15 protein-coding genes and 1 pseudogene are annotated in these 17,705 nt (G+C 62.5%); 14 read left to right on the top strand and 2 right to left on the bottom strand.

Features of this window, described 5'->3' with window-relative positions; genetic code table 11:
* The first annotated feature begins 62 nt into the window (after positions 1–62).
* The 9 genes from F3Y30_RS01810 to F3Y30_RS01770 all read left to right on the top strand — a co-directional run bounded on the left by F3Y30_RS01810 (position 63) and on the right by F3Y30_RS01770 (position 9,133).
* A complete protein-coding gene (locus F3Y30_RS01810; protein ID WP_203424880.1) occupies positions 63–3,059 on the top strand; it encodes a 2-oxoglutarate dehydrogenase E1 component in 2,997 nt (998 codons plus the stop codon).
* A 13-nt stretch (positions 3,060–3,072) separates the two neighbouring features.
* On the top strand, positions 3,073–3,384 hold the full coding sequence (locus tag F3Y30_RS01805) for a YciI family protein (protein WP_203424879.1): 312 nt from the start codon (positions 3,073–3,075) through the stop codon (positions 3,382–3,384).
* A gap of 41 nt (positions 3,385–3,425) precedes the next feature.
* Positions 3,426–4,661 (top strand): 2-oxoglutarate dehydrogenase complex dihydrolipoyllysine-residue succinyltransferase, encoded by a 1,236-nt coding sequence (odhB, locus tag F3Y30_RS01800; protein WP_203424878.1) that lies wholly within the window; start codon positions 3,426–3,428, stop codon positions 4,659–4,661.
* Between the two features lie 10 nt (positions 4,662–4,671).
* Positions 4,672–5,085, top strand: coding sequence for an MAPEG family protein (locus tag F3Y30_RS01795; protein WP_203424877.1), 414 nt, complete (start codon positions 4,672–4,674; stop codon positions 5,083–5,085).
* Positions 5,086–5,131: 46 nt separating this feature from the next.
* Positions 5,132–5,776: a LysE family translocator gene (locus F3Y30_RS01790; protein WP_203424876.1), complete on the top strand. Its 645-nt coding sequence runs from the start codon at positions 5,132–5,134 to the stop codon at positions 5,774–5,776.
* Positions 5,777–5,779: 3 nt separating this feature from the next.
* On the top strand, positions 5,780–6,292 hold the full coding sequence (locus tag F3Y30_RS01785) for a hypothetical protein (protein WP_203424875.1): 513 nt from the start codon (positions 5,780–5,782) through the stop codon (positions 6,290–6,292).
* Complete coding sequence (locus tag F3Y30_RS01780; protein WP_203424874.1) at positions 6,289–7,044, top strand: SDR family oxidoreductase; 756 nt, start codon at positions 6,289–6,291, stop codon at positions 7,042–7,044. The genes F3Y30_RS01785 and F3Y30_RS01780 overlap by 4 nt, the downstream gene beginning before the upstream one ends.
* A gap of 23 nt (positions 7,045–7,067) precedes the next feature.
* Positions 7,068–8,474 carry a dihydrolipoyl dehydrogenase gene (gene lpdA, locus F3Y30_RS01775; RefSeq protein ID WP_203424873.1) on the top strand — a complete coding sequence of 469 codons (1,407 nt, stop codon included), beginning with the start codon at positions 7,068–7,070 and terminating at the stop codon, positions 8,472–8,474.
* Between the two features lie 200 nt (positions 8,475–8,674).
* Positions 8,675–9,133 carry a DUF2867 domain-containing protein gene (locus F3Y30_RS01770; RefSeq protein WP_246752845.1) on the top strand — a complete coding sequence of 153 codons (459 nt, stop codon included), beginning with the start codon at positions 8,675–8,677 and terminating at the stop codon, positions 9,131–9,133.
* 20 nt (positions 9,134–9,153) lie between these two features.
* Here F3Y30_RS01770 and F3Y30_RS01765 read toward each other — a convergent pair whose 3' ends face one another.
* Together F3Y30_RS01765 and F3Y30_RS01760 are read right to left on the bottom strand one after the other, a co-directional pair.
* Entirely contained in the window at positions 9,154–10,236 is a 1,083-nt protein-coding gene (locus F3Y30_RS01765) for a TraB/GumN family protein (protein WP_203424871.1), read from the bottom strand.
* Between the two features lie 91 nt (positions 10,237–10,327).
* Positions 10,328–11,263: a tyrosine recombinase XerC gene (locus tag F3Y30_RS01760; protein ID WP_203424870.1), complete on the bottom strand. Its 936-nt coding sequence runs from the start codon at positions 11,261–11,263 to the stop codon at positions 10,328–10,330.
* Positions 11,264–11,393: 130 nt separating this feature from the next.
* Between F3Y30_RS01760 and F3Y30_RS01755 the strand changes: the two genes are divergently transcribed.
* From F3Y30_RS01755 to atpA, 5 genes and pseudogenes are all read left to right on the top strand, one after another.
* Positions 11,394–12,296 carry a 1-acyl-sn-glycerol-3-phosphate acyltransferase gene (locus F3Y30_RS01755; RefSeq protein WP_203424869.1) on the top strand — a complete coding sequence of 301 codons (903 nt, stop codon included), beginning with the start codon at positions 11,394–11,396 and terminating at the stop codon, positions 12,294–12,296.
* A gap of 188 nt (positions 12,297–12,484) precedes the next feature.
* Positions 12,485–14,688 (top strand): annotated as a pseudogene (locus F3Y30_RS01750) (primosomal protein N').
* A gap of 255 nt (positions 14,689–14,943) precedes the next feature.
* A complete protein-coding gene (locus F3Y30_RS01745; RefSeq protein ID WP_203424868.1) occupies positions 14,944–15,327 on the top strand; it encodes a DUF4345 domain-containing protein in 384 nt (127 codons plus the stop codon).
* A gap of 259 nt (positions 15,328–15,586) precedes the next feature.
* Entirely contained in the window at positions 15,587–16,153 is a 567-nt protein-coding gene (locus F3Y30_RS01740) for a F0F1 ATP synthase subunit delta (RefSeq protein ID WP_203424867.1), read from the top strand.
* Entirely contained in the window at positions 16,153–17,682 is a 1,530-nt protein-coding gene (gene atpA / locus F3Y30_RS01735; RefSeq protein ID WP_203424866.1) for a F0F1 ATP synthase subunit alpha, read from the top strand. Before F3Y30_RS01740 ends, atpA begins: the two co-directional genes overlap by 1 nt.
* Positions 17,683–17,705 lie beyond the last annotated feature (23 nt).

The raw sequence follows: 17,705 nt of genomic DNA, 5'->3' as shown, positions 1-17,705 counted from the left end.
ATCATGACCGGACGAACCGGTGAACCATAGTCGGGAGGCGGGCGCGGCGCCCGCGATAAGCCATGGCAAGGCAAGACGCCAACGAGCAATTCCTGGTCACGTCGTTTCTCGACGGAGCCAATGCAGCCTATATCGAGCAGCTCTATGCCAAGTATGAAGAGGACCCCTCCTCGGTAAACGAGGAGTGGCGGGACTTCTTCAAGGCGCTGGCTGATCAGCCCGCCGACGTGGTGAAGGCTGCCAAGGGCGCTTCCTGGAAGAAGAAGAACTGGCCGATCGTCGCCAATGGCGAACTGGTCTCCGCGCTGGACGGCGACTGGGCCGTCGTCGAGAAGGTCATCGACAAGAAGGTCAAGGCGAAGGCCGAGGCCGTGGCTGCCGAAACCGGCAAGCCGGTGATCGAGGCCGACGTCAACCAGGCGACCCGTGACTCGGTACGCGCCATCATGATGATCCGCGCCTATCGCATGCGCGGCCACCTCCATGCGAAGCTCGATCCGCTCGGGCTTGCTGCGCCGGTCGAGGACTATAACGAGCTTTCTCCGTCGTCCTACGGCTTCACCGAGGCTGACTACGACCGCAAGATCTTCCTCGACAACGTGCTGGGTCTCGAATACGGCACGATCCGGCAGATGATGGAGATCCTGGAGCGTACCTACTGCTCCACGCTCGGCGTCGAGTTCATGCACATCTCCGACCCCGAGATCAAAGGCTGGATCCAGGAACGCATCGAAGGCCCGGACAAGGGTGTAGAGTTCACGCCGGAAGGCAAGAAGGCGATCCTGCAGAAGCTGATCGAGTCCGAGGGCTTCGAGCAGTTCATCGACGTGAAGTACAAGGGTACCAAGCGCTTCGGCCTGGACGGCGGCGAATCTCTCATTCCCGCACTGGAACAGATCATCAAGCGCGGCGGCCAGCTCGGTCTCAAGGAGATCGTTCTCGGCATGGCGCACCGCGGACGCCTCAACGTTCTGTCCCAGGTCATGGCAAAGCCGCACCGGGCGATCTTCCACGAATTCAAGGGCGGCTCCTACGCGCCTGACGACGTCGAAGGTTCGGGTGACGTGAAGTACCACCTCGGCGCCTCATCGGACCGCGAGTTCGACGGCAACAAGGTGCACCTGTCGCTGACTGCCAATCCGTCGCACCTCGAGATCGTCAACCCTGTCGTGATGGGCAAGGCGCGGGCGAAGCAGGACCAGATGGCGACCGTGTTCGAGGGGGACATCATTCCCTTGCGCGAACGCGTGAAGGTCATGCCGCTGCTGCTGCACGGCGATGCCGCTTTCGCAGGGCAGGGCGTCGTGGCCGAAATCCTCGGTCTCTCGGGCCTGCGCGGTCACCGCGTTGCCGGCACCGTCCACTTCATCATCAACAACCAGATCGGTTTCACCACCAATCCGGCCTTCTCCCGTTCGTCTCCCTATCCGTCGGACGTGGCCAAGATGATCGAAGCCCCGATCTTCCATGTGAACGGCGACGATCCGGAAGCCGTGGTCTATGCGGCCAAGGTTGCGACCGAATTCCGCATGAAGTTCCACAAGCCCGTCGTCATCGACATGTTCTGCTACCGCCGCTTCGGCCACAACGAGGGCGACGAGCCGGCGTTCACGCAGCCGAAGATGTACCGGGCAATCCGCGCTCACAAGACGGTCGTCCAGCTCTATGCCGAACGCCTGATCGCCGAAGGTCACATGACCGAAGGCGAATTCGAGAAGATGAGGGCCGATTGGCGCGCCTCTCTCGAGCAGGAGTTCGAGGCCGGCCAGTCCTACAAGCCGAACAAGGCTGACTGGCTCGACGGTGCATGGTCCGGTCTGCGTGCTGCCGACAATCAGGACGAGCAGCGGCGCGGAAAGACATCTGTGTCGATGAAGCAGCTGAAGGAAATCGGACGCAAGCTTTCCGAAATCCCCGAGGGCTTCAAGGCGCACAAAACCATCCAGCGTTTCATGGATAACCGCGCCAACATGATCTCGAGCGGCGAAGGCATCGACTGGGCCATGGCCGAGGCGCTCGCCTTCGGCACGCTCTGCGTCGAGGGCACCAAGATCCGTCTTTCCGGCCAGGATTGCGAACGCGGCACCTTCTCGCAGCGCCACACGGTTCTCTACGATCAGGAGACCGAAGATCGCTACATCCCGCTCGCCAATCTTTCTCCGGCACAGGGCCGTTACGAGGTCATCAACTCGATGCTCTCCGAAGAGGCCGTCCTCGGCTTCGAATACGGCTACTCGCTGGCTCGCCCGAATGCACTCACCCTCTGGGAAGCCCAGTTCGGTGACTTTGCGAACGGCGCGCAGGTGGTCTTCGACCAGTTCATCTCGTCCGGCGAACGCAAGTGGCTTCGCATGTCCGGCCTCGTCTGCCTGCTGCCGCACGGTTATGAGGGCCAGGGTCCGGAGCACTCCTCGGCGCGTCTCGAACGCTGGCTTCAGATGTGCGCGGAAGACAACATGCAGGTCGCCAACGTCACCACACCGGCGAACTACTTTCACATCCTTCGCCGCCAGGTGAAGCGTGATTTCCGCAAGCCGCTCATCATGATGACGCCGAAGTCGCTGCTGCGTCACAAGCGGGCGGTGTCGTCGCTCTCCGAACTGGCGGGCGAGTCTTCGTTCCACCGCCTCTTGTGGGACGATGCGGAGGTCATCAAGGACGGTCCGATCAAGCTCCAGAAGGATGCGAAGATCCGTCGTGTCGTCATGTGCTCGGGCAAGGTCTACTACGACCTCCTGGAAGAGCGCGAAAAGCGTGGCATCGACGACATCTACCTCCTGCGCCTGGAGCAGCTCTATCCGTTCCCGGCGAAGGCGCTGATCAACGAGCTCAGCCGCTTCCGCAACGCCGAGATGGTCTGGTGCCAGGAAGAGCCGAAGAACATGGGTGCGTGGTCGTTCATCGACCCCTATCTCGAGTGGGTTCTGGCGCATATCGATGCCAAGTATCAGCGCGTCCGCTACACCGGACGTCCCGCAGCCGCATCTCCGGCGACGGGCCTGATGTCCAAGCATCTTTCGCAGCTCGCGGCATTCCTCGAGGATGCTCTCGGCGGTTAAGGAGGTTGGCGCGATGGCATATTTTCATCTGAAACTCGTGCCGCCGCGCCCACGCTTTCCGCATGATGCAAACGAACTGGAGAAGGCCGCGTTCGACAGACACGCGGCCTACTGGCGGGAAAAGGCAGCAGCACGCACGGCCATCGCCGTCGGGCCTGTCTTCGAAGGAGAGGGCGCCTGGGGCATGGCGGTGGTCGAAGTCGCGACTTTCGCCGAGGCCGAGGCACTTGCGGGCGAGGATCCTGTCATTCGCGCGGGTCTCGGCTTCCGTTTCGATGTTTCGCCAATGCCATCACTTATTCTCCGGCCGGACCTGGCCGGGTAACCGACAAGATATTCAACCATAACCACCTCAGGACTTGAACAATGGCTACTGAAATCCGCGTCCCGACCCTCGGTGAATCCGTCAGCGAAGCCACCGTCGGCACCTGGTTCAAGAAGGTCGGCGATGCCGTGAAGGCCGACGAACCGATCCTCGAACTCGAAACCGACAAGGTAACTGTAGAAGTACCGGCTCCCGCTTCCGGCGTTCTTACCGAGATTGTTGCAGCCAACGGCGAAACCGTTGGCCTCGGCGCGCTTCTTGGACAGATCGCAGAGGGTGCTGCCGCCGGTGCCGCCGCACCAGCTGCTGCCGCCGAGCCTGCAAAGGCCGTCAACGCGGCGCCGGCCGCTGCCCAGCCCGTCGCTGCCGCCGCAGCCCCGGCTTCGGCTACGCCGCCTGCCCCGTCCGCCGCAAAGCTTCTCGCCGAGAGCAATCTCTCCGCCGATCAGGTCGAGGGTTCCGGCAAGCGTGGACAGGTGCTGAAGGGTGATGTCCTGGCTGCCGTCGCCAAGGGCATCCCTGCTCCCGCCGTCGCCCAGCCGGTTGTCGCGCGTGCTCCCTCCGCTGAGGCCGATGCGCCGCGCGAGGAACGCGTGAAGATGACCCGCCTGCGCCAGACCATCGCACGGCGCCTGAAGGATGCGCAGAACACGGCCGCCATGCTGACCACCTACAACGAGGTGGACATGAAGGCGGTCATGGACCTGCGCAACAAGTACAAGGACATCTTCGAGAAGAAGCACGGCGTGAAGCTCGGCTTCATGGGCTTCTTCACCAAGGCCGTCACGCACGCCTTGAAGGAAATTCCGGCCGTCAACGCAGAGATCGACGGCACCGACATCATCTACAAGAACTACTGCCATATCGGTGTGGCCGTCGGGACCGACAAGGGCCTCGTCGTCCCAGTCGTACGCGATGCGGACCAGATGTCGATTGCCGAGATCGAGAAGGACATCGGTCGCCTCGGCAAGCTCGCCCGCGATGGCCAGCTCTCCATGAACGACATGCAGGGCGGCACCTTCACGATTTCGAACGGCGGCGTCTACGGCTCGCTGATGTCTTCGCCGATCCTCAACGCCCCGCAATCCGGCATTCTTGGCATGCACAAGATCCAGGAACGTCCGGTCGTCGTCGGCGGGCAGATCGTTATCCGTCCGATGATGTATCTGGCGCTGTCCTACGACCACCGCATGGTCGACGGCAAGGAAGCGGTGACGTTCCTCGTACGGGTCAAGGAAAGCCTGGAAGATCCGGAGCGTCTGGTTCTGGACCTCTAAGGGACGAAACATGGAGCAGGCGGTGCCGACCCTTTCGCCTCTGGCCGCGCTCGTGGCGTGGAGCGCGGTGCTGCTCTTCGTTCACATCGTGCTGCAGGCGATGCTTTCCACGCGGGAACTCGGGTCCGCGTGGAATGCGGGACCGCGTGACGGAGACAGGCGCCCGGTCGGCATTCTCGCCGGCAGGGCCGAGCGGGCCGCCGCCAACTTCCGTGAGACCTATCCCGCTTTCGTCGGACTGGCGCTTACGCTGGTCATCGTCGGCGACCGTTCGGGGTGGGGACTTGCGGGCGCGTTGGTGTGGTTCGTCGGCCGCATCGTCTACTTGCCGCTCTATCTCGCGGGAGTACCATACGTCCGTTCGCTGGTCTGGACGCTCGCTGCCGCCGGGCTCCTCATGATGGTTGCGGCACTGGTTTTCTGAAGGCGCAAGGGGACGCCGCCGGCGGCTCCCATCCGGAGAGGTTGTCATGCATCCCTATGTCTTCGAGCTCATGTCCCTGATGGCGATCTTCTCGTTCGCGATCGTGTCTCCCGGCGCCGACCTTGCCATGGTGATGCGCCAGTCGATCGTCCACGGGCGCCGGTCGGCAATCATTACCTCCTTCGGCATCGGCAGTTCGCTGATGTTTCACGTCACCTACACGATCCTGGGCCTCGGCCTCCTGATCTCGCAGTCGATCTATCTGTTCAACATCGTCAAATGGTGCGGCGTCGCCTATCTCGTCTACATCGGGATCAAGGCGCTGAGAGCGGGTAAGGCGGATCTTACGGTTGAGGGTGGCGCCGATAGCGCTCCGGTTGCCCGGCACCAGTCCGCGCTGCGCGCATTCGGCCTAGGCTTCATGGCCAACGCGCTCAACCCCAAGCCGGTTTTCTTCTTCCTGTCGATCTTCTCGACCGTGGTCAGCGCCCATACGCCAATGGCCGTCAAATTCGGCTACGGGCTGGTGATGGCAACGTGCCTCATACTCTGGTTCGTCGGCGTCTCGCTCTTCATGACGACGCCGAGGATGCGTGCTGCCTTTGGCCGGGCGAGTAAGTGGATAGACCGCACGAGCGGCGTGGTGTTCATTGCGCTCGGCATCAAGCTCGCGACCGAGAAGGCCGCCTGAGCGATGGCCTCGAATTTCCGACTGCTGACAGTAGCCCTTCTTGCCGGGGTAATCGCGCCTATCCAGGCACATGCCGTGGAGTGCCGCCAGGAGAAGGCGATCTACGAGGACCGGGACGAGGGCTACGAGTTCCGCTTCGAGCCCGTCGGTTCGCAAGCAGCCGCAACCAGCCATCATTTCAAGGTCCATGTGCTGGGCTCCGGCCTCGTTCTTGACGGCATCGTCATGACAAGTGGCGACGACGTTCCTCGACCGGGCGGGATGATCATGAACAATTGCCCCGAAGGTGACGCAACCGGTGACGAGATCGCCGCCTGCACCGTTTGGGAAGGCGTCGTCTATTCGGTAGAGCAATCCGGTGTGGTTGGCGTCCTGCCGCCCGCAGATCAACAAGCGGCCCAGCAGCTCCTGTTTCCTGGCCTCGGGCCGGCGATCAGGTATTCGTCCATCTGGGACGAGAAAAAGCCGACCGTCGCTCCCTGGGATGTACTCGTGATGAAAGGATGCGGACAATGAGCGCCGGCAACCCCGTTCTCCTCGTCACTGGCGGAAGCCGCGGCATCGGCGCCAGCGTGTGCCGGCTTGCCGCTTCCGAAGGCTGGCAGGTCGCCGTGAACTATGCGTCGAACGCGGATGCGGCAGAAGCCGTTGTGTCCGAGATACGGGCAAACGGTGGCTCGGCAGTCGCCATCGAGGGTGATGTCGGCACCGAGCTCGGACTTGCGGCGATTTTCTCAGCCTTGGACGCGACGTTCGGAAGGCTTGACGGCATGGTCAACAACGCCGGGATAACCGGTCTTTTGCAGCGGCTTGATGAGATATCCGTTGAACGGCTCGAGCGGATGTTCGCCGTCAACGCGATCGGTTCGATCCGATGCGCCCAGGAGGCCGTGCGCCGCATGTCGACCAGACATGGCGGCAAGGGCGGCTCGATCGTCAACGTCTCTTCCATGGCGGCCGTGATCGGCGGGGCGGGACAGTATGTCGATTACGCCGCAACCAAGGGCGCGATCGAAAGCTTCACGGTGGGTCTCGCGCGCGAGGTGGCGGCGGAGGGCATTCGCGTCAACGCCGTTCGTCCCGGGATCATCGATACCGACATCCACATCGCGAGCGGCACACCCGATCGTGCGCGCGAAATGGCTTCCTCCATCCCCATGCAGCGGCCGGGAACGGCCGATGAAGTGGCAAAGGCAATTCTCTATCTCATCTCCGACGCGGCATCCTATGTAACGGGCGCCGTTCTCAATGTCAGCGGCGGCAGGTAACGGCTCCGCAGGAAGGATTTTCAATGGCATATGATCTCATCGTAATCGGCTCCGGCCCGGGTGGCTACGTCTGCGCAATCAAGGCGGCCCAACTCGGTCTCAAGACGGCAGTGGTCGAAAAGCGCGCCACCTATGGCGGCACATGCCTCAACATCGGCTGCATTCCGTCCAAGGCGTTGCTGCATGCGTCCGAGATGTATGCCCACGCGGCTCACGGCATGGATGCCCTCGGCATCGAGGGGCTGCAGCCCAAGCTGAACCTCGAGAAGATGATGGCGCACAAGGACGCGACGGTGAAGGCGAACGTCGACGGTGTCGCGTTCCTCTTCAAGAAGAACAAGATCGACGGAATCCAGGGGACCGGCAAGGTCCTCGGCCAGGGCAAGGTGTCGGTCACCAATGACAAGGGCGAGGAGCAGATCCTCGAATCGAAATACATCGTCATCGCCACCGGTTCCGACGTTGCAGGCATTCCCGGGGTTCCTGTCGAGATCGACGAGAAGGTGATCATATCCTCCACGGGCGGCATTGCGCTCGACAAGGTGCCGAACCACCTCGTCGTGGTCGGTGGCGGCGTCATCGGCCTCGAACTCGGTTCCGTCTGGTCGCGGCTCGGCGCCAAGGTCACCGTCGTCGAGTACCTCGACACCATCCTCGGCGGCATGGACGGCGAGGTCTCCAAGCAGTTCCAGCGGATGCTCGCGAAGCAGGGCATGGATTTCAAGCTCGGCGCCAAGGTGACGGCGGTCGAGAAGTCTGGCGCCGGCGCCAAGGTGACATACGAACCGGTCAAGGGCGGCGAGGCTGCGACGATCGATGCCGACGTGGTGCTGATCGCGACCGGCCGCAAGCCGTTCACCGACAAGCTCGGGCTTGCCGATGCTGGCGTCGTCATGACCCGGAACGGCGGCATCGAGATCGACAACCACTTCCAGACGAGCGTGCAGGGGATCTATGCGATCGGCGACGTCGTTCGCGGACCTATGCTGGCACACAAGGCCGAAGACGAGGGCGTCGCTGTTGCCGAAATCCTTGCGGGCCAGGCCGGACACGTGAACTATGACGTCATCCCGGGCGTGGTCTACACGCAGCCGGAAGTCGCCTCCGTCGGCAAGACGGAAGAAGAACTGAAGGCGGCCGGTGTCGCCTACAAGGTCGGCAAGTTTCCTTTCACCGCGAATGGCCGTGCCCGCGCAATGCAGGTGACGGACGGTTTTGTGAAGATCCTTTCGGACAAGGATACCGATCGGGTGCTGGGCGGCCACATCGTCGGGTTCGGCGCGGGCGAGATGATCCACGAGATCGCCGTGCTGATGGAATTCAGCGGTTCCGCGGAAGACCTGGGCCGCACCTGCCATGCACATCCGACCATGTCGGAGGCTGTCAAGGAAGCGGCGCTCGCAGCCTTCTTCAAGCCGATCCATATGTGATCGTCTTCCACTGATACCCCGCAGAGAGCCCCGGTCCGGCATGCACGGACCGGGGCTCTCTGCATTTCGTGAAGCTACCGGTCGATGCGATGAGCGGGGGAAGGTCTCCTTGGCGTCTCGGCTCAGGGGCGGCGATTCGTCCCATTTCCTTTTGCACGACCAGCAGAAATTCTCCGCTCGGCATAAACAGGACGTCCCACGTGCAAGCCGATCTCCTCTCCCCACTTCCCTCAGCCGACTGGCGTGACCGTTTCGAAGGCGATTTTCGCGAGGGCGGCCTGGCGCCGATCGATGCGGCGTACCGGCTGTTGGAAAATCCGCCCTCGTGGATTCGTGGACTGATGTTTCTCAGAAACCGCATGGTGGCACTTGTCGGCCTGAGGTCCGTGGAGATGAAGGCAGGGGCGAGTGCAGGCGGTTTTCCAGTGATCGAGGCAACGCCGCACAGGGCGGTGCTCGGGTTCGATGACCGTCATCTGGATTTCCGAATCGTAGTCGACACGAGGCAGGGTGCTGTCGGCCAGATCATCGGTGTCACGACACTGGTCCACCGCAAGAACCTGCTCGGCCGGGTCTACCTGTTGTTCGTCGGCCCGCTGCACAAGCGCATCGTTCCCGCCACCCTGCGCCCGTTTTGCACGAATGTGCGGTCTGCCTGACAGCTGCTCTTCCGAAGTCGCTATTGGACCCTGGTGATCACGAAACCCTGTTTGCGAAACAGCTCGATCAGGCCCTCTTCGCCAGGCAGGTGCAATGCGCCGACGGCCATGAAGACATTTCCGCCGTCGAGAATCGGCGCGCCCCGTTCGGCCATCCGATGGTTGCGATCGATGATGATGCGCTGCTCGAAGTCTGCATAGCCGGTGCCATCCTCATCCTCGGCCACCGCCGCACGCATCATCGGCATGATCATCCCGATATCGCCGGCGAGATAGAGTTGGCTCATGGTCTCGATCACGTCGTTCAACTGGTCTCCGAGCGCTACCGTCTGAACCAGGCCCTCGAGCTGCGGCTCCAGGGGCAGCGAGTCCAGCGATGAGATTTGCTCCAGCAGCGTTTCGAGACCCTTCAGCGTCTTGCCGTCGGCTATCGCGTCCTTCGCGAGCTTCTGGTCGAGGAAGGATGCGCCGGCTGCTTTGCGTGCGAGCTCGCAGGCCGGAAGTGCTACGAAGCTCGCGAGCATCCATGGTTTCATCCGGGAAACGGCAGCGAGCGAGAGCCCGCGCTTCTTCAGGCCCGCGGAAAGCACTTCCACGTCGTGCTTGTCGAGGAGATCGGTGATGGTCCGCCCATCCATGAACATCGTGAGTTCCGGATGCGCGAGCAGCGCGGTCGCGGCCTTCTTCTCGTCGGCGATCTCATCGGATTCGATGACGACCGTCGACGCGGCTGCATAGGCGCTGCGTGCGGCCTCGGGCATCGCCAGGACGCGTGGGTCCGTGACGTGCATTGTTCCAAGCAGGTACGACGGGGCCGTGCCCTCCTTCTCGACCTTCCAGAAAATGCCCTTGCCGTTTGGCGCGGCGCCGGCCTCCTCGACGAGGCGCTGATACATCGCCGGATCGCTTTCCTGAATTTCGGCGAGGATGTTCGCGCCACCGCAGCTTGCGGGTTCTTCAGCGGCGTCAGCTTGGGCCGCGGCGAAAAGGACCGCGACGAACGATAGAGCGGCCAGAACGTGAAGCCCCGCCATCAGCCACAGTGTGGCTTCCGCCAGGCCGTTTGCCACGGCCGCCCGACCCCGATGAACATAGCTGACCATGCACGATGCTCCGAATGATACTCGCGCGACCCTACCAGGTCGCCACTCACATTCCCTTAACAATGGGGTTCAAAAGCGTCTTTTTCCGGTGTCACGCACGCGGATGGGCGCGGTCGTAGATCTCCAGCAGCCGTGCGGAATCAACACCGGTATAGACCTGCGTTGTCGAGAGGCTTGCATGCCCGAGCAGTTCCTGGATGGTTCGCAGATCGCCACCGCCTGCTAGCAGATGCGTCGCGAAAGAATGGCGCAGCGCGTGCGGCGTGGCGGTATCGGGAAGGCCGAGTGCACTGCGTAACTTCTGCATTTCGCGCTGTATGATCGCCGCCCGGAGTGGTCCGCCGCGCGCTCCCCTGAACAGTGGCCCTTCGGCCGCCAGCTGGAACGGGCAGAGGGCGATGTAATCCGTCACGCCCTTGCGCGCCGCCTCGATCAAAGGAACGATTCTCGTCTTGTTGCCCTTGCCGACGATGCGCAGCGAAGTGGGCGTGCCGGAAAAATCCGCTGGCGTCAGCGATAAAGCCTCCGAAATTCGCAAGCCGCAGCCATAGAGAAGGGCAAGAACGGCGGCATTCCTCTGGCTGACCCAGGGTTCGTCGGCCAGCTGTTCGCCGGAATCGACCACGGCGAGCGCCTGCCGGTCGGTCAGCGGCTTCGGTAGTGATTTGGGTTGCTTCGGCGAGCGGACCGCCGCTGCACCCGCTGCATTGACGAGACCCTTTCTTTCGAGATGGCGGAGGAAGGAACGCAGGCCCGCAAGGCCGCGGCCGAGCGTACGCGCGCCCGCTCCGTCGCGCCGGCGAGAAGCAAGAAACGCACGAAGGTCGGCAGGGCGCAGTTCGCGGATGTCGCGAAGTTTCGCCGGCCCCGCCAGATGACCCGTCAGAAAGCCGAGGAACTGCCGGGTATCTCGCTCATAGGCCGTCAGCGTGTTTTCCGACAGGCGGCGTTCCTCGGCGAGAGCGTCAAGCCAGACCTGCCGCTCCGCCATGAGCTCCGAATCCGCGATGATTAGCAGTTGATCCATGTCGGTCCCCAAAGAGAGAGCCGTCATAGTGACGCGCCAGTGTTAGGGATTTGCTAACGGTGACGGCCCGCCTGTCATCTGAGGATCACACTGAGTTGCCATATCTGGGCGGCAATCGAACGGGCACATCATGACAAGGCGCGATTCGGCAACGATGATCGGACACTTCGCTGACACCCTCGCGCTCGTCTCGCAAGGCCAGCCGGGTCATATCGTGGATACGCTCATCGCCGAGCGCGGCGCGCGCATCGTGCGACATCCGATGTGGCCGGCCTTGAGGCCGTTCGTCTACACGATCCTCAACTACCGGCGTGCGATCGAATTTGCGGATGCGGTGGCGAACCTGCCGGGATACCAGGCTTTCGAATTCCTGAGTGATATTCTTGGCCTCGAGATCGCGGTTCGCAATGAAGAGCGGATCCCGAAGACGGGTGGATTTCTTCTCGTGAGCAATCATCCGACCGGCATAGCGGACGGAGTGGCCGTCTTCGACCTGCTCAAGCGTCGGCGCCCGGACATGATGTTCTTCGCCAATCGCGACGCCATCCGCGTCAATCCGCGGATCGTAGAGATGGTCATTCCGGTGGAGTGGCGGGATGAGCACAAGAGCAAGCTGAAAACCCGCGAGACGCTGCAGATCACCAACCGGGCGATTTCGGACGGCAAGGCTGCCATCCTGTTTCCCTCCGGGCGAATTGCCTACTGGGCCGAAGGGCGGCTCAAGGAGCGGCCGTGGAAGACCTCGGTCGTGACACTTGCCCGCAAGCATGACCTGCCAATCCTGCCTATCCATATGAAGGCCCGCAATTCGGGGCTCTTCTACTGGCTGGCGAAGTGGTCCACGGAACTGCGCGACATGACCGTCTTCCACGAGCTTCTGAACAAGAAGGGTAACCGCTTCGAATTCACCGTCGGCAACCTCATCCCGCCCGACAAACTCGATGGTGACCCGGTGGACATCACCCGCGCACTCGAGCGCCACAGCGTCTTCGAACTCGCGCGCGATCCGCACACGCCGTTTGCCGTGCGATAGTCGGTCGAAAACTGCCCTTTCCTCGTTTCGGTGAAATGAGTAGGGAAGGGCATGCTTCCGCATTTCACGCCGGCCATCGGGATCGATTTCATGAAGGGTGCGCGCCTCGATCGGCCTGCGCGCGAGGCGGCTTGGCTTTCCGCATTTCCCGTTTTCTTCCCGGCCCGGCGCATGCAAGGTCGCAGATCATGAGCAGCGATTCGGTCGATCTCTTCGGCGATGCGCCTTCCGTGCGCAGCGTGCCGGTGCTGGTTCCCATGCCGGCACCGCAAGCCTATTCCTATGCGGTTCCGGACGGCATGGCGGTGGAGCCTGGCTCGATCGTGCAGGTGCCGCTTGGCCCGCGACTGGTGTCCGGTGTCGTCTGGGACGATGGTGGTGACGGTCCCTCGACCCAAAGAAGCTCCGTCCCATCGAGAAGGTCTTCGATTGTCCGCCCCTTTCCGCGGACATGCGGACCTTTCTCGATTGGGTCGCGGGATACACGCTGACCCCGCCCGGGCTTGTCGCGCGCATGGCGCTGCGCGCGCCGGCTGCCTTCGATCCCGAGCCGATGGTCGAGGCGCTGCGTTTCACGGGGGCAAGACCCGAGCGGGTGACGGCGGCCCGCGAGAGGGTACTGTCCCTTGCAGAAGAAGGGCATCCGTGGACACGATCCGGTCTCGCGCATGCGGCCGGAACCTCTTCCAGCGTCATTGACGGGCTCGTTTTGCAAGGATGCTTCGAGACCGTTTTCCTGCCGCCGCCGCCGGTCGTCGCGCGACCCGATCCCGACTATACGCAGCCGCGACTGCAGGGACCGCAGACGGAGGCTGCCGAATCGCTGGTGCAGAGCGTCCGCGAAGGCGTGTTTGCCGTCTCGCTGATCGACGGCATCACGGGATCCGGTAAGACGGAGGTCTATTTCGAGGCAATCGCCGAGACGCTCCGACGTGGGAAGCAGGTACTGATTCTTCTTCCCGAAATTGCCCTGACCGCCGGTTTTCTCGAACGCTTTCAGGATCGATTCGGCTCCAAGCCCGCCGAATGGCATTCGGATCTCGCTCCGCGTACGCGAGAAAAGGTATGGCGGCAGGTGGCAACCGGCGACGTTCGCGTCGTGGCGGGCGCTCGCTCCGCCTTGTTCCTGCCGTTCGAGGAACTTGGCCTCGTCATCGTCGACGAGGAGCATGACCCCGCCTACAAGCAGGAAGACCGCGTCTTCTACAACGCGCGCGACATGGCTGTCGTCCGGGCGCGCATCGGAGATTTCCCGGTCGTCCTAGTGTCGGCGACCCCCTCGGTCGAAAGCCGGGTAAACGGCGACGTCGGCCGTTATCGGACGCTTCACCTGCCGACGCGCTTCGGCGACGCGGCGCTGCCTGACCTGCACCTGGTCGACATGCGCCGACACCCGCCGCAGCGCGGCGGGTTTCTCTCGCCAGTCATGCTGCGCGCCATCGGCAAGACCGTCGAGAAGGGCGAACAGGCACTCCTGTTCCTGAACCGGCGGGGATATGCCCCGCTCACACTCTGCCGGGTATGCGGCCATCGCTTCCAGTGCCCGCAATGCTCGAGCTGGCTGGTGGAGCATCGCTTTCGCGGGCAGATACAGTGCCATCACTGCGGCTATGCGGAGAGGACCCCCGAGGTCTGCCCCGAATGCGGGACATTCGACCATCTCGCGGCCTGCGGGCCGGGGGTGGAGCGAATCGCTGAAGAGGTCGAGAAGCATTTTCCCGATGCCCGAACGATCGTCCTGTCTTCCGATCTGATGGGCGTCAAGCGACTGCGGCTCGAGCTCGAGGCGATCGCCAAGGGTGAGGCGGATATCGTGATCGGCACCCAGCTCGTGGCAAAGGGGCACAACTTCCCGCTCATGTCGCTCGTCGGCGTGGTCGATGCCGACCTCGGGCTTGCGAACGGAGACCCGCGAGCGGCCGAGCGTACCTTCCAGCTCCTGTCGCAGGTCACGGGCCGCGCCGGCCGATCCGGACTGAAGAGCCATGGCCTCATCCAGACCTATCAGCCGATGCACCCCGTAATGCAGGCGATCGTTTCAGGCGACGCCGAAGCCTTCTACGAGCGGGAGATCGGGGAGCGCGAGAAGGCGATCCTGCCACCCTTCGGACGGCTTGCGTCGATCATCGTCTCCGCCGACAGCCGGGCCGAGGCGGAGGGGCATGCACGGAGCTTGCGCCAGGCGGCGCCGGCCGTCTCCGGTATCTCGATCCTCGGCCCCGCCGAGGCCCCTCTTGCGCTTGTCCGCGGCAGGCACCGGTTCCGGTTGCTGGTTCATGGCCGACGCAACAGCGACATGCAGGCCTTTGTCCGCGAAACCGTAGGGCGCGGGCCGAAGGTGCGCGGCAGTATCCAGGTCCAGATCGACATCGATCCGCAGAGCTTTCTCTAGGGCGGATCCGCCGGAGCTTTCAGCGGTCCTCAACCCGAAATGGCATCAAAGCTGCTGGTGGAGCGCATTCCTGATTCGCGGGAATGCCGAAAGCGCGGGCGGGAATTCAACCTTTTCCGCGTGGGGAGGCTGATCGTCGCGATCGTTCCGCGCCTTCATTTATCCCGGTGCATAAGCGTGCGATCCACGTTCCGGGGAAGTGCGAACTATGCCATAACGCCGAAGGACTTATGGCAGGCAACCGGAGATCAGCCCATGGAATTCTACGTGCCGACGGAAACCGGTGAATTCCTGGCGTTTTCGGCGGCGGTGGTGACTGCGCTTATCGGGCTCCTCGGTCTCTTCGCGCCCGGTCTCGCCTTGCGGTTGAGCGGTCTGGAGCTGAGGGACAGCAACAGCGAAGGGCTTGCAGCCGCGCGCTCGATCGGCGGGTTCCATGCAGGGCTTGCGATTGCCGCACTTCTTCTGGCGCAAAGCTGGATCTACCTCGCCATGGGCGGCGCTTTCGCCCTCGCGGCGTTCGGTCGCATCCTCTCGATGATGTCGGACCGCTCGTTCGGCGTGAAGAGCCTCATCCTCCTCTTCGTCCAAGGCATATTGGCGGGTCTGCCGCTTGCCTACGTCTTCGGATTCCTTTGAGCTTGCGGTCAGCATCGCCGTTGCCGGTGCAAACCTGATCCAATTTCGCCATTTTTTGCGCAGAGTCTCGTCGACTTCTGTCGTATTCGTGCTCTGCGCGTGTTGCGAGTCCAGACTTCGTATGCTAGACGAACCGCGAAATTCAGAAAAAGCGGGCCGTCGAGCCTGTGGGAGCTGAAGAAAATCGCAACGTTTTCAGGGTTTTGGGCCTGTGGATTTCTCCAGAGGCAACCGCTCTGAATGAAAATAAGAGAAGCTTGTGCCCGTGGCAGACACATCCCAGCTTATTTCCGGTGTTGCAGAGAGATATGCGTCCTCGCTTTTCGAACTCGCGCTTGAAGCTGGCTCGGCCGAGAGCGTCGGTGCGGAGCTCGATCGCATCCAGGCCATGATCGACGAGAGCGCAGATTTCAAGCGCCTCATCCTCAGCCCGGTTTTTTCTGCTGAAGATCAGCTGAAAGCTATTTCGGCAATTGCGGCAAAGGCCGGCATCAAGGGTCTCGTCGACAATTTCCTCAAGGTGGTAGCCTCCAATCGCCGCCTGTTTGTCCTTTCCGGAATCATCAAGGCCTATCGCGTGATCGCAGCCCGCCATCGTGGCGAAATTGCTGCGGACGTGACCTCGGCCCATGCGCTGACCGCGGCGCAGACGAACGAATTGAAGGCGGCGCTCAAGGGCGTCACCGGCAAAGACGTGACTGTTAACGTCACCCTCGACCCCTCGATTCTCGGTGGGCTGATCGTCAAGGTCGGTTCCCGTCAGATCGATACTTCCCTTCGCACCAAACTCTCTACCCTTAAGCTTGCACTGAAAGAGGTCGGCTGATGGATATCCGCGCCGCGGAAATTTCCGCAATTCTCAAAGATCAGATCAAAAACTTCGGCAAGGAGGCAGAAGTCTCCGAAGTCGGCCAGGTGCTTTCCGTCGGTGACGGTATTGCCCGCGTCTACGGACTCGACAATGTGCAGGCCGGCGAAATGGTCGAATTCCCGGGCGGAATTCGCGGCATGGCGCTGAACCTTGAATCCGACAACGTCGGTGTCGTTATCTTCGGCTCCGACCGCGACATCAAGGAAGGCGACATCGTCAAGCGGACCGGTGCCATCGTGGACGTTCCGGTTGGTCCGGAGCTGCTCGGCCGCGTGGTCGACGCGCTCGGCAACCCGATCGACGGCAAGGGCCCGATCAATGCCAAGCAGCGCGCACGCGTCGACGTCAAGGCGCCGGGCATCATCCCGCGCAAGTCGGTGCATGAGCCCATGTCTACCGGCCTCAAGGCCATCGACGCTCTCATCCCGGTCGGCCGTGGTCAGCGCGAGCTCGTCATCGGCGACCGCCAGACCGGCAAGACCGCGATCATTCTCGACACGATCCTGAACCAGAAGGCTATCCACGACAACGGACCGGAAGGCGACAAGCTTTACTGCGTTTACGTCGCTATCGGCCAGAAGCGTTCGACGGTTGCCCAGTTCGTGAAGGTTCTCGAAGAGCGCGGCGCTCTGCAGTACTCGATCATCGTTGCTGCGACCGCTTCGGACCCTGCTCCGATGCAGTACATCGCACCGTTCGCCGGCTGCGCGATGGGCGAATACTTCCGCGACAACGGCAAGCACGCCCTCATCGGCTATGACGACCTGTCCAAGCAGGCCGTTTCCTACCGCCAGATGTCGCTCCTGCTGCGCCGTCCGCCGGGCCGCGAAGCCTATCCGGGCGACGTTTTCTACCTGCACTCCCGCCTGCTCGAGCGCGCTGCAAAGCTGAACGACGACAACGGCGCTGGCTCGCTGACCGCTCTGCCGGTCATCGAAACGCAGGGCAACGACGTTTCCGCATTCATCCCGACCAACGTGATCTCGATCACCGACGGCCAGATCTTCCTCGAAACGGACCTGTTCTACCAGGGTATCCGCCCGGCCGTTAACGTCGGTCTGTCGGTTTCCCGCGTGGGATCGGCCGCTCAGATCAAGGCGATGAAGCAGGTCGCAGGCTCGATCAAGGGTGAACTCGCCCAGTATCGCGAAATGGCCGCCTTTGCCCAGTTCGGTTCGGACCTCGACGCTGCGACGCAGCGCCTGCTGAACCGTGGTGCACGACTGACCGAACTCCTGAAGCAGCCGCAGTTCTCGCCGCTGAAGACGGAAGAGCAGGTCGCGGTGATCTTCGCCGGCGTGAACGGCTACCTCGACAAGCTGCCTGTCAACCAGGTTGGCAAGTTCGAGCAGGGCCTGCTCACCTACATGCGTTCCGAAGGCAAGGACATTCTCGAAGCTATCCGCAAGGACAAGGCCATCAGCGACGACATCAAGGGCAAGCTCAAGGCTGCGCTCGATGCTTTCGCCAAATCCTTCGCCTGATCGGGTTCCATTCTAGGACGGAC

The organism is Sinorhizobium sp. BG8, assembly GCF_016864555.1.
Taxonomy (GTDB): Bacteria; Pseudomonadota; Alphaproteobacteria; order Rhizobiales; family Rhizobiaceae; genus BG8.
This window is presented reverse-complemented; position numbering and strand designations above follow the sequence as displayed.

What these genes read in the sequence shown, in the direction of transcription:
- F3Y30_RS01810 (WP_203424880.1), top strand. Translation starts at nt 63, where the DNA reads ATGGCAAGGCAAGACGCCAACGAGCAATTCCTGGTCACGTCGTTTCTC.
- F3Y30_RS01780 (WP_203424874.1), top strand. Translation starts at nt 6,289, where the DNA reads ATGAGCGCCGGCAACCCCGTTCTCCTCGTCACTGGCGGAAGCCGCGGC.
- atpA (WP_203424866.1), top strand. Translation starts at nt 16,153, where the DNA reads ATGGATATCCGCGCCGCGGAAATTTCCGCAATTCTCAAAGATCAGATC.
- F3Y30_RS01785 (WP_203424875.1), top strand. Translation starts at nt 5,780, where the DNA reads ATGGCCTCGAATTTCCGACTGCTGACAGTAGCCCTTCTTGCCGGGGTA.
- odhB (WP_203424878.1), top strand. Translation starts at nt 3,426, where the DNA reads ATGGCTACTGAAATCCGCGTCCCGACCCTCGGTGAATCCGTCAGCGAA.
- F3Y30_RS01805 (WP_203424879.1), top strand. Translation starts at nt 3,073, where the DNA reads ATGGCATATTTTCATCTGAAACTCGTGCCGCCGCGCCCACGCTTTCCG.
- F3Y30_RS01760 (WP_203424870.1), bottom strand. Translation starts at nt 11,263, where the DNA reads ATGGATCAACTGCTAATCATCGCGGATTCGGAGCTCATGGCGGAGCGG.
- F3Y30_RS01795 (WP_203424877.1), top strand. Translation starts at nt 4,672, where the DNA reads ATGGAGCAGGCGGTGCCGACCCTTTCGCCTCTGGCCGCGCTCGTGGCG.
- F3Y30_RS01790 (WP_203424876.1), top strand. Translation starts at nt 5,132, where the DNA reads ATGCATCCCTATGTCTTCGAGCTCATGTCCCTGATGGCGATCTTCTCG.
- F3Y30_RS01755 (WP_203424869.1), top strand. Translation starts at nt 11,394, where the DNA reads ATGACAAGGCGCGATTCGGCAACGATGATCGGACACTTCGCTGACACC.
- F3Y30_RS01765 (WP_203424871.1), bottom strand. Translation starts at nt 10,236, where the DNA reads ATGGTCAGCTATGTTCATCGGGGTCGGGCGGCCGTGGCAAACGGCCTG.
- lpdA (WP_203424873.1), top strand. Translation starts at nt 7,068, where the DNA reads ATGGCATATGATCTCATCGTAATCGGCTCCGGCCCGGGTGGCTACGTC.
- F3Y30_RS01745 (WP_203424868.1), top strand. Translation starts at nt 14,944, where the DNA reads ATGGAATTCTACGTGCCGACGGAAACCGGTGAATTCCTGGCGTTTTCG.